General features: G+C 70.0%; 19 protein-coding genes and 2 tRNA genes. 13 read left to right on the top strand and 8 right to left on the bottom strand.

What is annotated here, in order from left to right:
* Together M3N57_03320 and M3N57_03315 are read left to right on the top strand one after the other, a co-directional pair.
* The coding region (locus M3N57_03320; GenBank protein MDP9021728.1) for an isocitrate/isopropylmalate family dehydrogenase at nt 1–446 on the top strand (446 nt) is incomplete at its 5' end.
* 73 nt (nt 447–519) lie between these two features.
* Nucleotides 520–924 carry a hypothetical protein gene (locus tag M3N57_03315; GenBank protein MDP9021727.1) on the top strand — a complete coding sequence of 135 codons (405 nt, stop codon included), beginning with the start codon at nt 520–522 and terminating at the stop codon, nt 922–924.
* Between the two features lie 64 nt (nt 925–988).
* Here the strand turns inward: M3N57_03315 and M3N57_03310 are convergent.
* Nucleotides 989–1,065 (bottom strand) — tRNA-Val (locus M3N57_03310).
* Nucleotides 1,066–1,291: 226 nt separating this feature from the next.
* Here M3N57_03310 and M3N57_03305 point away from each other — a divergent pair.
* The 5 genes from M3N57_03305 (at nt 1,292) to M3N57_03285 (ending at nt 4,698) form a co-directional block, all read left to right on the top strand.
* On the top strand, nt 1,292–1,597 hold the full coding sequence (locus tag M3N57_03305) for a WhiB family transcriptional regulator (GenBank protein ID MDP9021726.1): 306 nt from the start codon (nt 1,292–1,294) through the stop codon (nt 1,595–1,597).
* A 3-nt stretch (nt 1,598–1,600) separates the two neighbouring features.
* Entirely contained in the window at nt 1,601–1,834 is a 234-nt protein-coding gene (locus M3N57_03300) for a hypothetical protein (GenBank protein ID MDP9021725.1), read from the top strand.
* A 57-nt stretch (nt 1,835–1,891) separates the two neighbouring features.
* Nucleotides 1,892–2,596 (top strand): metal-dependent transcriptional regulator, encoded by a 705-nt coding sequence (locus M3N57_03295; GenBank protein ID MDP9021724.1) that lies wholly within the window; start codon nt 1,892–1,894, stop codon nt 2,594–2,596.
* A 101-nt stretch (nt 2,597–2,697) separates the two neighbouring features.
* A complete protein-coding gene (locus M3N57_03290) occupies nt 2,698–3,816 on the top strand; it encodes a citrate synthase (GenBank protein MDP9021723.1) in 1,119 nt (372 codons plus the stop codon).
* Nucleotides 3,817–3,831: 15 nt separating this feature from the next.
* Nucleotides 3,832–4,698 carry an MBL fold metallo-hydrolase gene (locus tag M3N57_03285; protein MDP9021722.1) on the top strand — a complete coding sequence of 289 codons (867 nt, stop codon included), beginning with the start codon at nt 3,832–3,834 and terminating at the stop codon, nt 4,696–4,698.
* A gap of 34 nt (nt 4,699–4,732) precedes the next feature.
* Here M3N57_03285 and M3N57_03280 read toward each other — a convergent pair.
* The 4 genes from M3N57_03280 to M3N57_03265 form a co-directional block, all read right to left on the bottom strand.
* Nucleotides 4,733–4,804, bottom strand: a tRNA-Cys gene (locus M3N57_03280).
* A 69-nt stretch (nt 4,805–4,873) separates the two neighbouring features.
* Complete coding sequence (locus tag M3N57_03275; GenBank protein MDP9021721.1) at nt 4,874–5,146, bottom strand: hypothetical protein; 273 nt, start codon at nt 5,144–5,146, stop codon at nt 4,874–4,876.
* A gap of 160 nt (nt 5,147–5,306) precedes the next feature.
* Nucleotides 5,307–5,750, bottom strand: a complete 444-nt coding sequence (locus tag M3N57_03270) for a hypothetical protein (protein MDP9021720.1) — start codon at nt 5,748–5,750, stop codon at nt 5,307–5,309.
* A 236-nt stretch (nt 5,751–5,986) separates the two neighbouring features.
* Nucleotides 5,987–6,973, bottom strand: coding sequence for a pirin family protein (locus M3N57_03265; protein MDP9021719.1), 987 nt, complete (start codon nt 6,971–6,973; stop codon nt 5,987–5,989).
* A gap of 156 nt (nt 6,974–7,129) precedes the next feature.
* On the opposite strand from M3N57_03265, the gene M3N57_03260 reads away from it, so the two are divergent.
* Nucleotides 7,130–7,702, top strand: coding sequence for a thioredoxin family protein (locus tag M3N57_03260; GenBank protein MDP9021718.1), 573 nt, complete (start codon nt 7,130–7,132; stop codon nt 7,700–7,702).
* Between the two features lie 75 nt (nt 7,703–7,777).
* On the opposite strand, the gene rsgA is transcribed toward M3N57_03260, so the two are convergent.
* Nucleotides 7,778–8,767: a ribosome small subunit-dependent GTPase A gene (rsgA, locus tag M3N57_03255; protein MDP9021717.1), complete on the bottom strand. Its 990-nt coding sequence runs from the start codon at nt 8,765–8,767 to the stop codon at nt 7,778–7,780.
* A gap of 118 nt (nt 8,768–8,885) precedes the next feature.
* On the opposite strand from rsgA, the gene M3N57_03250 reads away from it, so the two are divergent.
* Both M3N57_03250 and M3N57_03245 read left to right on the top strand, forming a co-directional pair.
* Nucleotides 8,886–10,325 carry a TldD/PmbA family protein gene (locus M3N57_03250; protein ID MDP9021716.1) on the top strand — a complete coding sequence of 480 codons (1,440 nt, stop codon included), beginning with the start codon at nt 8,886–8,888 and terminating at the stop codon, nt 10,323–10,325.
* Nucleotides 10,322–11,707, top strand: coding sequence for a TldD/PmbA family protein (locus M3N57_03245; protein MDP9021715.1), 1,386 nt, complete (start codon nt 10,322–10,324; stop codon nt 11,705–11,707). The genes M3N57_03250 and M3N57_03245 overlap by 4 nt, the downstream gene beginning before the upstream one ends.
* 25 nt (nt 11,708–11,732) lie before the next feature.
* On the opposite strand, the gene M3N57_03240 is transcribed toward M3N57_03245, so the two are convergent.
* Nucleotides 11,733–11,906, bottom strand: coding sequence for a hypothetical protein (locus M3N57_03240; GenBank protein ID MDP9021714.1), 174 nt, complete (start codon nt 11,904–11,906; stop codon nt 11,733–11,735).
* Between the two features lie 175 nt (nt 11,907–12,081).
* Here M3N57_03240 and acs point away from each other — a divergent pair, with 175 nt between their 5' ends.
* The 3 genes from acs to M3N57_03225 all read left to right on the top strand — a co-directional run bounded on the left by acs (nt 12,082) and on the right by M3N57_03225 (nt 14,867).
* Nucleotides 12,082–14,043, top strand: coding sequence for an acetate--CoA ligase (gene acs / locus M3N57_03235; protein MDP9021713.1), 1,962 nt, complete (start codon nt 12,082–12,084; stop codon nt 14,041–14,043).
* Complete coding sequence (locus M3N57_03230) at nt 14,040–14,618, top strand: hypothetical protein (GenBank protein ID MDP9021712.1); 579 nt, start codon at nt 14,040–14,042, stop codon at nt 14,616–14,618. The genes acs and M3N57_03230 overlap by 4 nt, the downstream gene beginning before the upstream one ends.
* A 75-nt stretch (nt 14,619–14,693) precedes the next feature.
* Nucleotides 14,694–14,867: a hypothetical protein gene (locus tag M3N57_03225; GenBank protein MDP9021711.1), complete on the top strand. Its 174-nt coding sequence runs from the start codon at nt 14,694–14,696 to the stop codon at nt 14,865–14,867.
* Between the two features lie 7 nt (nt 14,868–14,874).
* Here M3N57_03225 and M3N57_03220 read toward each other — a convergent pair whose 3' ends face one another.
* Nucleotides 14,875–15,438, bottom strand: coding sequence for a dTDP-4-dehydrorhamnose 3,5-epimerase family protein (locus M3N57_03220; GenBank protein ID MDP9021710.1), 564 nt, complete (start codon nt 15,436–15,438; stop codon nt 14,875–14,877).
* Nucleotides 15,439–15,643 lie beyond the last annotated feature (205 nt).

The following is a 15,643-nucleotide window of genomic DNA, read 5'->3' as shown; positions in this document are numbered from 1 at the left end:
AAGCCGGGAAGATCGTGATCAAGGACGTCATCGCCGACGCGTTCCTGCAGCAGATCCTCACGCGCGCGGACCAGTACGACGTCATCGCGACCATGAACCTGAACGGCGACTACATCTCCGATGCCCTCGCCGCTCAGGTCGGCGGGATCGGCATCGCGCCAGGCGGGAACGTCAACTACAACACCGGCCACGCCGTCTTCGAGGCCACGCACGGGACCGCCCCGAAGTACGCCGGGCAGGACAAGGTCAACCCCTCGTCGTTGATCCTGTCCGGGGAGATGATGTTCCGCTACCTGGGGTGGGAGGAGGCAGCGGACGCCATCGTCCGGGCGATGGAGAACACCATCTCGGCCAAGAGGGTGACCTACGACTTCGCCCGGATGATGCAGGGCGCCACCGAGCTCCGCACCAGCGAGTTCGGCGACGCCCTGATCGAGAACATGTAACCGCTTCAGCGGTCGTGGACAGGTCACGGGGAACGTCGACCGCGGTGCGGTCGGTGCTCGTATCCTCTTGAGCGTGGATCCCGACCGGCGGCCACCCGCCTACGCCTGGGACTGGTTCGCGCGGCAGCGGCTGCTGTGGCGCGAGGCCCGTCGACGGCTGGCGACCGGAGGCCACTCCAGCGCCCAGCTGTTCCGCGAAGCCGACACCCGCGGTGACGTCGTGGCACTGCTGCGTGTCGAGTACCCCCGCGACGAGGTGGTGCGGACGACGGTCCGGCGGGTCATCGCGGAGCTGACGTTCCTGGGACGGACCGACGTGGCGTTCGAGAGCCTCAGGGTCCGCACTCCCCCGCGCGGCATGCGCTGGTGGTGGACGACGCTGACCGGGGAGGATCTGGACGCGGCCGTGCCGCCCCCGACTCAGCCCATCGCGACACAGCTCAGCCTCGACGAGGTCCATCAGGGCTTCGGCGGCTGACGTCGTCAGGGACCGGGTGATCGTTATCGCCTACGCGTACGCGCGTGACTGGGCAGACGGAGAGTGGTGGGGCGCGAGGGAGTCGAACCCCCGACCTCTTGCGTGTCGAGCAAGCGCTCTAGCCAACTGAGCTAGCGCCCCCAGGGGAACGAGAAGGTACCAGAGCCCGCCCAGGGGGTCGAGCGCAGTGGCGGCCCGCCCCGCGACGGCATCCGCGCGAGTCGCGCGCGGCGGCCGACGCTGAAGCCACGGTGCGACCAGACGCGAGAGCGGCCACCCATGGACGTTCGGTCACTGCCGTGAACGCTGCGTGTTCGTCCACGCTTGCGGACGAACGCCCGGAACCGCGCGGCTGGATCAGGCGTCGATGAGCGAGCTGTTGCACACCTTCGTCGGTGCGTACGGAACGCTGACCACCGCGTGGCTCGACCGGGCTGCGTGTCGTCACGAGGATCCCGAGCTGTTCTTCCCCGCCGGCACGAGCGGGACCGCGGGGTCCCAGGTCGCTGCGGCCAAGCAGGTGTGCGCCCGCTGCCCTGTCCGCACGCCGTGTCTGCGGTTCGCGCTCAGCAACGGCGAGGCGGACGGCATCTGGGGCGGGCTCACCGAGGACGAGCGTCGGGCGCTGCTCCGCGCCGAGCGCAAGCGTCGGGCGCTGGCTGGAGCGCGGTGACCGGTGGCTGCTGACCAAGACCGTCAGGGACACCAAGACGACCCTGACCGCGACCGCCCCGACGGGGAACGTGCCGACGACGAACGTCTCGACGAAGAAGCCTCCGAGCCGGGCCCACGCCGCGACGCCGATCCGGAGACGCAGGCCGACGCCGGCCTGACCGGTGGTGTGGCCGAGGCGGACGTCGGCGAGCGGGTCGGGACCGACGACGACGGCGACCGCGGCCGATCCGGCTGAGCCGTCGGGCGACCAGGGCCTCCGGTAGCCTGCTGGACTGGGCGGAAGGAGCCCGTCGTGGGCAGCGACCTCATCGACACCACCGAGATGTACGTGCGCACCGTGTGGGAGCTCGAGGAGGAAGGCATCCCGGCGATCCGGGCGCGTCTCACGGAACGGCTGGGCCTATCGGCCCCATCGGTGAGCGAGACGGTCACCCGTCTGCAGCACGACGGCCTGCTGCGTCTGAACGCCGACCGCACCCTCGAGCTGACCGAGGACGGCCGTGCCCTGGCGGTGAGCGTCATGCGCAAACACCGGCTCGCCGAGCGGCTGCTGGTGGATGTGATCGGCCTCGAGTGGGAACGCGTGCACGTCGAGGCGTGCCGCTGGGAGCACGTCATCTCCGATGACGTGGAACACAAACTGGTCGAGCTGCTGGAACGGCCGGAGCGCGATCCGCACGGCAACACCATCCCCGATCGGGAACGTGGGGACCACCCAGCGCATGGTCTGCCGTCGCTGAGGCAGGCGGCCAAGGACGGCGCCGGAGCCGTCCGTATCGACCGCATGTCCGAGCACCTGCAGGCCGACATCGGTGCGATGCGTTTCCTCGCCGGCCGTGACCTGCGACCGGGCGCAGTCGTGTCGATCGAAGCAACCGAGGGCGACGCGGTCGTGGTCGACGACGGCAGCGGCCCGGTTCGGGTGGACGATGTGCTCGCCAACCTCGTCTACGTCACGGTGTTGAGCGCCGCGCCGGCGGCGGCCACAGAAGCCTGAACGCGACCTCGGGGAGCGCCACGGCGTTCGCCCCCAGGGCTAGGATCGGGAACGGTTCTCCCCGCGGGTCCTCCCCGCCGCTCGTGACGGAAGGTTTTTTCGTGCCTGCCAGTGGACTCGAAGGTGTCATCGCTGCCCAGACCACGTTGTCGTGGATCGACGGCCAGCGGGGGATGCTCGTCTACCGCGGGTACGCCATCGACGATCTGGCCCGCCACGCCACGTTCGAGGAGGTCGTCCACCTCCTGCTCGAGGGCACCCTGCCCACGCGCACACAACTGGAGGAGACGCGGGCGCGACTCGCCAAGCTGGCGACGCTCCCACAGCGCGTCGTGGACAGCTTGCGTGCGTTGCCGGCCGAAACGACCCCGATGGAAGCGCTCCGCAGCGGCGTGTCCCTCCTCGGGACGGGCCTGCCGACGTTCGAACGGGTCGACATCGGGCAGGTCAGGGACGAGGCCTACGCGATCGTGGCCCGCATCCCCACCGTCATCGGCGCGTTCGAACGGCTCCGCAACGGCCTGGAGCCGCTCGACCCCGATCCTGATCGGTCGGCGGCGCACAACTTCATGGTGGGCATCACGGGGAAGGAACCGGACGACGAGATCGAGCGGGCTATGGACGTGGCCCTCGTCATCCACGCCGAGCACACGCTCAACGCGTCGACGTTCGCCGCGCGGCTCAGCGCCTCGACCCTGTCCGACATCTACTCGGCGGTGACCGCGGCGATCGGGGCGCTGCGGGGTCCCCTGCACGGCGGCGCCAACGAACAGGTCGCCCGCATGCTGGACCAGATCGATTCGGTCGGGGCCGTGGCGCCGCACATCGACGCCAAGCTGGCCCGCAAGGAACGCATCATGGGGTTCGGTCACCGCGTCTACAAGACCGAGGATCCCCGCGCCCCACACCTGCGCGACTGGGCCCAGCGCATCGCAGAGAACACCGGCCTGGCCGACACCGTGGCGAAGGCCCTGAAGGTGCAGGAGGTCGTCTTCGATCGCAAGGGCCTGTACGTCAACGTCGATTTCTTCTCCGCGCCGCTGTACACGGCGATGGGGATCCCCCGGGATCTGTTCACCCCGATCTTCGCGGCGTCGCGGTCGGCCGGGTGGACGGCACACGTCATCGAGCAGCAGTCCGACAACCGCCTGATCCGCCCCTCGTCGGAGTACGTCGGCGACCGCCGCAACGACTGGGTGCCGATCGACCAGCGCAACTGACGGAACAGGACCAGAGTGGCGCGCATCCAGGACCGCCATCCGGGGAACGTCGCCGGTTCCTGGTACGTCGACCGGCGCTGCATCGACTGTGACGTGTCCCGCCAGATCGCGCCCGGACTGTTCGGCCGGGCGGACGGGCAGACCGTCGTGGTCCGTCAACCGCAGGACGACGAAGAGGTCCAGGCGGCGTGGCGTGCCGCCGTCGCGTGCCCGACCCGCTCGATCGGTGTGGATCCTCCCCGGCCGGTCCCGTCAGGCCTGTTCCCACAACTCATCGTCGACGACGTGTACTACTGCGGGTACGCATCGGCGAAGTCGTTCGGGGCGAACGCCTTCTTCGCTCGCCGCGGCGCCGGGAACGTCCTGGTCGACTCCCCGCGGTTCGCCCGCGCGATCGTGGAGGGCTTACAGCAACTCGGCGGGATCGACCACATCCTGCTGACCCACCAGGATGACGTGGCCGACGCCGACCGGTTCGCCGAGCACTTCGCCGCGCGGGTGTGGATCCACGAGGCCGAGCGTCACGCCGCACCGTTCGCGACCGACCTCCTGCGCGGTGTCGACCCCACCGAGATCCAACCCGGCCTGATCGCGGTACCGGTGCCCGGGCACACCCGTGGCAGCGTCGTGTACCTGCTGGAGGAACGGTTCCTGTTCTCCGGCGACTCGCTGTTCTGGCACCGACGCCGCCAGGACCTGGCGGCCCACAGGGCGTTCACCTGGTACTCGTGGACGGAGCAGGCCGAGTCGCTGGATCGTCTCGCGCGCGATCACCGCTTCGAGTGGGTCCTGGCGGGCCACGGTGGCCGGGGCCATGGTCCAGCCGACGAGATGCACGACCGGCTGCTGCGCCTCGTGGAGCGGATGCGCAGCGGTCGCTGACCGGCTGGGTCGAGTGACTTCGAGACGTCACGAGAGGCGGGGGCGGGAATCGAACCCGCGTGTGAGCGCTTTGCAGGCGCTTGCCTTACCACTTGGCTACCCCGCCGGGACGTGGCGGTGCCGCGAACGAGGGCAGGATACCGGACACGGCGAGACGGCGACCACCGTGACGGCGTCACTCGGCGCGCGACGCCCGCCACGCGCGGTACAGCGACCCGCCGGTCAGCGCCGCCCAGAACGCGAACCCGGCCCACTTCCCGAACCTCGGCAGCGGACGGGCGACCGCCGGGTCGATGCCGGTGAAGACGCCCCTGCGCGTGATCCGCTCGGCCAGTGGCCGGTCGGGACCCCACCGCGGCGCTTGCGTCGGTCCACGCTCCGCTCGATGCCGCGCCGGCTGCGTCCCTGCACTGCCGAGCGCGAAGGGTCGCGCCGCGTGGTCGTTCATCCGCTGCGTCCGGCACCGGTCACGGTGACGACGCCCCTCCACGATCGACAGCCGCGGTCCCTGGGTGGACCCGATGGCCAGCGTAGTCGGGTGTGGATCATCTCTGAGGAAGGTGAAGGCCCCCCGAGAGGGAGGGCCTTCACCACCGTGGGAGCGGCGGTTAGCTCTTGCAGCTGCTCCTGCCCTTGGCGTTGAGGCTCGCGCAGACGCTGTGGAGCTCGAAGTTGACGAACGTCCCGCTGACGGTGACGACGTCCTTGACGATGATGTCCAGGCAGTCGTCGATGTCGGACTCACGTGTCGACTTGCAGACGTTCAGGACTTCGAGGTCGCCTTCGACGACCGTGATGATCGAGTTGATCTCGTTGTCGCTCAGCACGCGGTTGCCCTCGATCGTGACCTTGATGTCCCCCGTCTCGGCGGTGAACAGGCAGGTCACCTGAACGATCGAGCTCTTCTTGTTGCCGTTGGCCTGCTGGCGGCACTGGTTCGGGTTGCTTCCGAACGATGTGCCCACCAGGGCTGGCGTCAAGGCCAGCACAAGCGACGACAGCACCGTGAGCGCCAGGAAGTGCCTCAGCAGCTTCGGACGACGTTTCGTCATTCCATGCCCCCTTTGAGTTGGAGTTCGGGCGTCCATGACGGTTGCAGCCGGATGTGGAGCGGGAGGCGGGCGGCCCCTCCTTACGATCGGTGACCGCCCAAGTGCGCTGCGTAGTACACCCGGAATGCCCGAGCAGTGAAGAGTGGATGGATTGCCGGACCTCGACTAATTCAACGGACGCCTATGTCGTCTCCGTCGGTGAAGGCGCAAGTCGCGGAGACCACGCGGCCTGCTGGCTAGGCGTCCAGGTCGCCGACGTTGCCTCCGGAATGGTGCGCCGGAATCCGGCCGAGCTTGCCCGCCTGGAAGTCGTCGAACGCCTGCTGCAGCTCAGCACGCGTGTTCATCACGAACGGCCCGTACCAGGCGACCGGCTCGCGGATGGGGCGCCCGCCGAGGACGAGGACGTCCAACTTCGGCGCCCGGCTCTCCTGCGACCGTGTCGCGGTGATCGTGACCACGTCTCCCCGACCGAAGACGGCCAGTTGTCCGGCGCTGATCGGCCGCTGCTCCACGCCGACCGTTCCGCTCCCGGCCAGGACGTACGCGAGAGCGTTGAAGTGGGCCCGCCACGGCAGCCGCACTCGGGCGTCGGGCTCGAGGGTGGCGTGGATCATCGTGATCGGGGTCCGCGTCGAACCAGGGCCCTGCTGACCGGCGAGGTCACCGGCGATCAGGCGCAGCAGCGCGCCGCCGTCCGGCGACGTCAGGAGCGTCACGTCACCGCCTCGCAGATCCTGGTAACGGGGCGGGCTCCACTTCTGGGCCGCCGGGAGGTTGACCCACAACTGGAAGCCGTGGAACAGCCCGCCTCGGACCACGACGTCCTCCGGGGGCGCCTCGATGTGCAGGATCCCGGCCCCGGCGGTCATCCACTGGGTGTCACCATCGGTGATCAGCCCCCCGCCGCCGTTGGAGTCCTGGTGCTGGATGATCCCGTCGATCATGTAGGTCACGGTCTCGAACCCGCGGTGGGGATGCCACGGGGTCCCCTTGGGCTCGCCGGGCGCGTACTCGACCTCTCCCATCTGGTCGAGATGGATGAAGGGGTCGAGATCGGCGAGGTCCACCCCGGCGAACGCCCGCCGGACCGGGAACCCTTCGCCCTCGAAGCCGCGTGGTGCGGTCGTCACCGACCGCACCGGCCGGTCGGTCGCCGTGGCAACGTCGGGGGCGTTGACCCGCGGGAGCGTGAGCAGGTCGGCAACGGTCACGGCAGGCATGTGGGGTTCCTGGTCGCGGTCGGACAGCACGGTGTGTAACGCTGGACGGCGGGAGCGTCTTCCGCGCGGTGCTTCCGCACCAGGATGCCGCCCGGCCCGCCCGCCACGTGCCGGCGACGATGACCAGCTGCCCGACGTCCACCCGAGGATCCAGCCGTGCCAGTCACTTCCACGATGCTCCCACTCGGCACCCCCGCGCCGGCGTTCACGCTGCCAGCGGTTGACGGGACGACCGTGTCGATCGACGACTTCGACGACGCTGCCGTCCTGGTGGTCGCCTTCCTGTGCAACCACTGTCCGTACGTGAGGCACGTCGAAGACGGGCTGGCCGCGCTGGCGCGTGACTACGCCGACCGTGGCGTGGCTTTCGTGGGCATCTGCAGCAACGACGCCGAGGCGTACCCCGACGACGCTCCCGCCGGGTTGGCACAGCAGGCTCGGCGCGCCGGGTTCGCGTTCCCCTACCTCATCGACGAGTCCCAGGACGTGGCCCGCGCCTACCGGGCGGCTTGCACCCCCGACTTCTTCGTCTTCGGGCCCGACCGGACGCTCGCCTACCGCGGGGCGATGGACGGCGCACGACCGGGCAACGACGTCCCCGTCACCGGTGAGGAGTTACGCAGCGCGCTCGACGCGCTCCTGGCGGGCGAGTCCCCTCCAGCCGACCAGCGTCCGAGCATGGGCTGCTCGATCAAGTGGAAGCCCGGCAACCAGCCGGAGCCGACCTAGCTCCGCAGCCACGTCGCCGCGTCAGCGTCGGGACGGTACCCAGCACGTCACCAGCGTCCACGGGGTGGTTCCCGGCTACCACCCGCCGTGGTCGCCACGGAGCGCGGCGAGGAACCGCTGGTAGCTCCCGTAGCGTGCGGGAGACACCTTCTTCGTCAGCAGCTCCGGCACCGCGCATCCTGGCTCGCCGTCGTGGAGGCACCCGGGCAGGTCGCACGGCAAGCCACGCAGCTCCGGGAAGGCGAACGCCAGGTCGTCGGGGGCCAGATGCGCGATCCCGAACGATCGGACGCCGGGTGTGTCCACCAGCCAGGCGTTGTCGACTCCGGGAACGCGTAGCGCCCGAGGACTGACCGTCACGTGTCGTCCACCGAAGCGCCCGACCTCCCCGACCTGACGCTGACTGCCGGGGACCAGCAGGTTCGACAGCGAGGTCTTCCCGACGCCGGAGTGGCCTGCCAGGACCGACCAGCGGTCGGCCAGCAGCGTACGGAGCTCCTCCAGGCCCTCCCCGGTGTGGGCGCTGGTCGCCACCACCGAGTAGCCCAGCGGGTCGTAGCGGTCTCGGATCCAGCCGACGTCGTCGTTGACGTCGATCTTGTTGACGCAGATGGCACCGTCCAGGCCGCCTGCCTCGGCCGCGACCAGGATGCGGTCGGCGAACCGCGCGCCGATCTCGCCCTCGTCCGCGACGATCACCACGATCGCCAGATCGACGTTCGCCGCGAGCAGCCGCTCCTCCGCCAGTGTGTCGTCGGCGGTGCGCATCAGCACGCTGCCGCGCTGGAGGCGGTCCACCACACGCGCTGTGTCGGTGTCGTGCCGTATGAGCCGGACCCGGACGCGGTCACCCACGACGATGTGTTCCCCGCGCATCGCCCCGCCGTACACGGCGGATATCTCCTCGCCGCCGACGATCACGTCCACCCAGCCCTTGTGCAACCCGATGACACGCCCGACCGGATGCTCGGTGCGACGCGGGCGTGGAGACGGCGGCCGCGTTCGGCGCGGTTCGTCCGCGTCCTCCCACTCCTGGGCGACCGCGTCGAGGTCGATGCGTGACATAGGGGCATGGTGCCCGACGCGACGCCCAACCGCCGCGCTCAACAGACGGTCACCGGTCGCAAACAGGTGCGACGAGGCACCCCGGTAGGGTGCTCCGCGACCAGACCAGGGGGCCACGTTGTTCGACTACGCCGAGGCGGCCGTGCAGGGCGCCTTGGACGCCGGCGCGACCTACGCCGACGCTCGCGCGCTGCTCAGCCGCGAAGAGGCGCTCGCCGCACGCGACGGGCTGATCGAGTCCTTGCGCACCGACGAACACGCCGGGGTGGGGGTGCGGGCGTTGATCGGGGGGGCGTGGGGTTTCTTCGCGACCAACGACCTGACCGAGGCGGCCGCACGCAGCGCCGGCCAGCAGGCCGCAACGATCGCGCGCGCCTCGGCGATGGTGCCCTTCCCGGACGTGTCGCTGACGGACGTGCCGGTGGTGCAGGACAGCTACGAAACCCCTCACGATGAGGACCCGTTCGCCGTCGCGATCTCCGAGAAGGCCGACCTACTGGTCGGTGTGACGACCACCATGCGTGAGGTCGACGGGATCGCGGTGGCGCGCGCGACACAGCGGTCGTGGTCGACGCAGAAGTGGTTCGTCTCCAGCCAGGGCCACCGCATCTCACAGCACCTCGTCGAGTGCGGCGGGGGGATGGACGCCACTGCGGTCGGCGACAACGAGACCCAGCGCCGCTCGTACCCCCAGGCGTTCGGCCAGTACGCGACCGGCGGGTACGAGATCATCCGCGACTTCGATCTGCCTACCCACGCCCCGCGCATCGCCCAGGAGGCGGTGGCGCTGCTGTCCGCCGATGAGTGCCCCACCGCGGAGACCGACCTCGTCCTCGAGTCCAGCCAGCTCGCCCTCCAGATCCACGAGTCGGTCGGGCACGCGATCGAGCTCGACCGGATGCTGGGTTGGGAGGCCGCTTTCGCCGGGACGTCGTTCCTGGACCTGACCGGGCTCGGGTCGCTGCGGTACGGCTCGGAGCTGATGAACATCACCGCGGACGCCACCCTGCCCGGGGCGCTGGGCACGTTCGGTTACGACGACGAGGGCACGCCCGCCCAACGGGTCGACATCGTGCGCAACGGCACGTGGGTGGGGGTCCTGTCCGGACGCGACTCGGCCCACATCGCGGGTCTGCCCCCCGGTGGGATGGTCCGCGCAGACGGCTACAACCGCCTGCCGATGGTGCGCATGACCAACGTGGGGATCGTGGCCGGGGACTCCTCCCTGGACGAGATCATCAGCGAGACCCGCGACGGGGTCTACATGTCCACCAACCGGTCGTGGTCGATCGACGACAAACGCCTCAACTTCCAGTTCGGCTGCGAGATCGCCTGGGAGGTCAAGAACGGACGGCGCGGCCGGATGCTGCGCAACCCGACCTACACCGGGATCACGCCGGTGTTCTGGTCGACGCTGGACATGCTGGCCGGACCCGACGAGCGGGTGGCGTGGGGCACGCCCAACTGCGGGAAGGGTCAACCGATGCAGGTCGCTCACACCGGCCACCCGGCCACACCAGCCCGCTTCCGCAACGTCCGTGTCGGGGTGAGAGGATGAGTGAGACGGGCGGAGCCGGACCGGCAGCGGCCGCTGCCGAGGTCGTCCGACTCGAGCGGCTGTGCGAGCAGGTGCTGGCGGGCTTGGGCGCCGGAACCGGGATCGAAGCGCAGGTGACCGCCACGGCCAGCAGGTGGGGACTGACCCGCTTCGCGAACTCCGGCATCCACCAGCACGTCGGCGAGCACACGGTCACGGTGGCGCTGCAAGCCGCTTTCGATGGGCGCGTCGCCGCGGCGACGACCAGCCGGACCGACGACGCTGGCCTCTACGAACTCGTGCAACGTGTGGAGGGCGCCGCCGCCGTCCGACCCGTCGACCCCGAATGGCCGGGGGTCACCCCGCCGACCGACGTCGCGGACGTCGACCACGCCGACCCGGCCACGCAGGAACCCGACCCCGCCGCCCGTGCGGCACACGTCGAGAAGTTCGTCGCGGCCGGCGAGGCGACCCGCGCTGCCGGGTACGTCGACAGCGCCGGGAGCCGGACGGTGTTCGCCAACTCCGCCGGCCACCACGCGACCGGGTGGTGGACCCGAGCGACCATCGACGGCATCCACCAGACGACCACGTCGGCCGGGAAGGGCCACCAGACATCGCGCCGACTGGAGGCGCTCGACGGTGGTGCCACCGGCCGGCGCGCGGCCCGGTTGGCGGTCGACAGCGCCGATGCAGGCGAACTCGAGCCGGGGCGGTACGAGGTCGTGCTGTCGCACGAGTGCGTCGCGACGATCGCCCAGTTCCTGGCCTTCTACGGCTTCAACGCCAAGGCCCACCTGGAGGGTCAGTCGTTCGTCGAGCTCGGCGCGCAGCAGTTCGACGAGAGGTTGCAGCTGTGGGACGCCGCGCTCGACGAGCGGGCGTTGGGGCTGGGGTTCGACGCTGAGGGGTCACCCAAGCGCCAGCTGCAGCTGGTCACCGACGGCGTCACCCGCAACCTCGCTCACGACCGGCGAACGGCCCGACGAGCCGGCACCCAGACGACCGGTCACGCGATCGCCGGTGGCGAGGTGTACGGCCCGGTGCCCACCAACCTGTTCGTCGGCGCCGGGGATGCGCGCGACGTCGACGCGCTGGTGGCGCAGGTCGACCGCGGACTGCTGGTGACGGAGTTCAACTACTGCCGGGTGCTGGATCCCCGCACGCAGGTCGTGACCGGGTTGACCCGCAACGGGACGTTCCTGATCGAGCGGGGGGAGGTGACCCGGCCGGTCAGCAACCTGCGGTTCACCCAGTCGTTCGTGGCAGGTGTGGGACCGGACCGGCTGCTGGCCGCCACCGCAGACACCCGCTTCGCCGACGGCGAGTTCGGCCCCGGCATGGTGCACTGCCCCGCGTTGCGGCTGGCCAGCTGGAACATCACCGGAGGCGCTCGCGGCTGAGCGGCCGGGGCCGTCTGCCGCTCAGCTACCCCTCGTCGTCCTGGCCCTGGTCACCGTCCTCGGACGCTTCTGGCTCCGCGACCTGCTCACGCTCCTCGATCGAGCCGGCGGCGGGCGCGTCGCCACCCGTGCCGCGCGATCCCCGCGCGACGTCTTCCTGGTCCTCGGGTGGAGACTTGGCCTGATCCGGCTGTGACACGTGAACTCCTACTGCGGCGGGTGGCCCCATGATGCCGCACGCGGGGATCTCGTGATGCGCACCGTCGAGGTCGACGGCGGCCCTAGCGAACCGTTCCGCAGTGACCGACCGTTCGCACGGCCGTCACCACCGACGCAGCCGTCACTATGGTCGTGAGGGACGGGAAGGAAGAGGTATGTCACAGACGATCGAGGACCTGCTGCGCGAGGAGCGCACCTTCCCGCCGCCGGAGGACTTCCGGCGTGACGCGCTCGTCTCCGACGACCGGCTGTACCGCGAGGCCGGGTCGGACAGGCTGGGCTTCTGGGCCCAGCAAGCCCGCCAACTGGACTGGTTCCAGGAGTGGGACAGCGTCGTCGAGTGGGACCTGCCGTACGCCGAGTGGTTCGTCGGCGGGAAGCTGAACGCGTCCTACAACTGCCTGGACCGCCATGTCGAGGCGGGCCGGGGTGACAAGGTCGCGTTCCACTGGGAGGGCGAGCCGGGCGATCGCCGAACCATCACCTACTCCGAGTTGCTCGACGAGGTGCGACGGCTCGCGAACGTCCTGAAGTCGTTGGGGGTCGCCAAGGGCGACCGGGTCGCGATCTACATGCCGATGATCCCCGAACTGCCGGCGGCGCTGCTGGCGTGTGCGCGGATCGGCGCGCCGCACTCGGTGGTCTTCGGCGGCTTCTCCGCACAGTCACTGCGCGAGCGGATCCAGGACGCGGAAGCCAAGGCGCTGATCACGGCCGACGGTGGGTGGCGCCGCGGCGAGGTGGTGGATCTCAAGGCAGCCGCGGACGAGGCGCTCCAGGACGCGCCCAGCATCGAGAACGTCGTGGTGGTGCGCCGCACCGAGCACGACGTGCAGATGCGCGAGGGCCGCGACCACTGGTACCACGAGCTGGTGGCCGACGCCGAGGCCGACTGCCCGCCGGAGCAGGTCGACAGCGAGGACCTGCTGTACCTGCTGTACACCAGCGGCACCACCGGGAAGCCGAAAGGGATCATGCACACGACCGGTGGGTACCTCACGCACTGTGCCTACACCCACCGCTACGTGTTCGACCTGGATCGCGACCGCGACGTGTACTGGTGCACCGCCGACATCGGTTGGGTGACCGGGCACAGCTACATCGTGTACGGGCCGTTGGCCAACGGCTGCACGTCGGTGATGTACGAGGGCGCCCCCAACCATCCCGAGGCCGACCGGCTGTGGGAACTGGTGGAGCGGTACGGCGTCACGATCTTCTACACCGCCCCGACCGCGATCCGTGCGTTCATGAAGTGGGGCGACGAGCACCCACAACGTCACGATCTGTCCTCGCTGCGGGTCCTGGGGACGGTCGGGGAACCGATCAACCCGGAAGCGTGGGTGTGGTACTGGAAGACGATCGGCGGCGAACGCTGCCCGGTCGTGGACACCTGGTGGCAGACCGAGACCGGTGGGATCATGATCAGCCCACTGCCGGGCGTCACCACCCTCAAACCCGGCTCGGCCACGTTCCCCATCCCGGGGATCACCGCCGAGATCGTCGACGAGGACGGTCAGCCGGTGGAGGCGCCCGGTGGGGGCTACCTGACGCTCACCCAACCGTGGCCAGGGATGGTGCGCGGCATCTGGGGCGACCCCGAGCGCTACAAGCAGACCTACTGGGACCGCTTCGAGGGGCGCTACTTCGCCGGTGACGGCGCCAAGATCGACGAGGACGGCTACATCTGGGTGCTCGGACGCGTGGACGACGTGATGAACGTGTCGGGCCACCGCATCTCCACTGCGGAGGTCGAGTCGGCGCTGGTCAGCCACGACGCTGTGGCCGAGGCGGCGGTGATCGGCCGTGACGACCCGGAGACCGGCCAGGCGATCGTTGCGTTCGTGAGCTTGCGTTCCGGTTACGACGGCGACGAACAGCTGGTGGACGATCTGCGCGAGCACGTCGCCGACCAGATCGGGAAGATCGCCCGCCCACGCACGATCCTGCTCACCCAGGACCTGCCCAAGACGCGGTCGGGGAAGATCATGCGGCGGCTGCTGAAGGACATCGCCGAGGACGAGGACCTCGGCGACACCACGACCCTGGCCGACGAGAGCGTGGTCGACGACATCAAGGAGCGCTACTTGGAGAAGTCCTCGGCAGGCGAGGAGCGGTGAAGCAACGCCAGGACAGCACTGGCCGACCCGGCTTGATCCGGGCGCTGATGCTGTCTCTCCTCGTGGCCTTCGGGGTGGCACTGGTCAACGAGGTGCTGCGCCGACGGCGATGGCAGCCCGTCGAGGAAGAGACCGCTGACGTCCCGCAGCATCAGGCGGCTCTGGCCGCACGCACCACGACGGTGGCCCTGGCGCAGCGGGAGCGCCCACGACGTCCCGACCGGGGCGCCGTCGAGGAGGCGCCGTCACGAGAGGAGGCGCCGCCAGTAGAGGCGCCGCCAGCCGAGGCCAGCCCCGGCGATGCGCCCACAGACACGGCTGCCGCGCGCGAGGATGGCACTGGCCAGGCGCCCACACGTGAGGCTGCTGCCGGCCGCCACCCCCGTCCCTCGGCGCCCGCGGCCATCGCATCACCCGCCGACGGCCGCTTGAGCACGCGGCTGCAGGAGCCGCTGCCGCCGTCGCCCCCGCCGCCGGAACGGGTCAAAGCCACCCGACCGTCGGTGATCGCCCTGCTCGTCGTCGCGGGTGCCGTGTTGGCCGCCGCCACCGCAGTCCTGCTCGTGCGGCTCTAACGGCTGACGACACGCGGCGGCTCGCCGTGGGACGTGCAGGACGAACGACGGTCGGGATCGATGGGAGTAGCGAAGGTGAACCTGAGAGAGATCATCGCCACCGCGCCGCTGTTGTGGCGGGCGTGGAAGTGGCTACCAGGACCGCTGAAGGCCATCGTGGTTGCGGCCGCGGCGATCACGTGGCTCAAGCGGCGATCTTCCGATCACGAACAGCCGGCCGGCGCCGGGGCGAGCGTCGAGCATCGGTGAGCTCGGTTCACCTGGTGAAGCGCGGATGGTCGGGGAACAACCGACGCAGGGTCGGGTTGGTGCGGTCGGCGTCGGACACGATCGGGTCGTCCACCGGCCAGTCCACCCCCAGATCGGGGTCGTCCCACGCCACCGAACGCTTGTCCAGGTCGTCGCGCCAGTAATCGGTGACGTCGTAGATGTAGTCGACCGGCGACGTGCCGTACGCGCAGAACGAGTTCGCCAACCCCTCGCTGATGAACAGTCGGATGCGCTGGCCCTGCGGCGGGTCACCGAGGTGGAACGTCGCGACCTCTCCGAACGTGGCGCTGTCCGGCCGGATGTCGGCGACTGCGGCCATGGCGGCGCCCCGCGCCACGTACACGAGCTTGTCCCACGGCTCGGCGTGGAAGCCGCGCAGCACCGCGGGCGCGCTCCGCGAGTGGTTGCCCTGCACCAGGACCGGCTTGCGCCCCAACGGGCCCTCGAGTTCGCGGATCTGGTAGGTCTGGCGGAAGAAGCCACGTTCGTCTTCGAACGTCTCCCAGCGCACAACCACCAGACCGTCGATCTTGGTGGTTTCGACCGGCACGGCGCTCCCTGTGTCGCGACCGCGAGGAGGCTAACCCGTGGCCACGCCGGCGCGGTTCGCACGTCGAGCGCGCACGGCCTTACGGGCCTGTAGGTGGCCGCGTCCGCTGCGACCCGCCCGGGCCCCCGTCGCCGTGGTGCAGCTCGACCGGCGTGTCGAACATCAGCGTCCGGATCGGCCACGGGATGGTCAGACCGGCACGTTC

The sequence above is a fragment of the Actinomycetota bacterium genome (genome assembly GCA_030776725.1).
Taxonomy (GTDB): domain Bacteria; phylum Actinomycetota; class Nitriliruptoria; order Nitriliruptorales; family JAHWKO01; genus JAHWKW01.
This window is presented reverse-complemented; position numbering and strand designations above follow the sequence as displayed.

Excerpts from the sequence above, each read along its gene's own strand:
- M3N57_03305 (MDP9021726.1), top strand. The coding sequence starts at position 1,292 with ATGAGCGAGCTGTTGCACACCTTCGTCGGTGCGTACGGAACGCTGACC.
- M3N57_03275 (MDP9021721.1), bottom strand. The coding sequence starts at position 5,146 with ATGAACGACCACGCGGCGCGACCCTTCGCGCTCGGCAGTGCAGGGACG.
- rsgA (MDP9021717.1), bottom strand. The coding sequence starts at position 8,767 with ATGTCACGCATCGACCTCGACGCGGTCGCCCAGGAGTGGGAGGACGCG.
- acs (MDP9021713.1), top strand. The coding sequence starts at position 12,082 with ATGTCACAGACGATCGAGGACCTGCTGCGCGAGGAGCGCACCTTCCCG.
- M3N57_03265 (MDP9021719.1), bottom strand. The coding sequence starts at position 6,973 with ATGCCTGCCGTGACCGTTGCCGACCTGCTCACGCTCCCGCGGGTCAAC.
- M3N57_03270 (MDP9021720.1), bottom strand. The coding sequence starts at position 5,750 with ATGACGAAACGTCGTCCGAAGCTGCTGAGGCACTTCCTGGCGCTCACG.
- M3N57_03245 (MDP9021715.1), top strand. The coding sequence starts at position 10,322 with ATGAGTGAGACGGGCGGAGCCGGACCGGCAGCGGCCGCTGCCGAGGTC.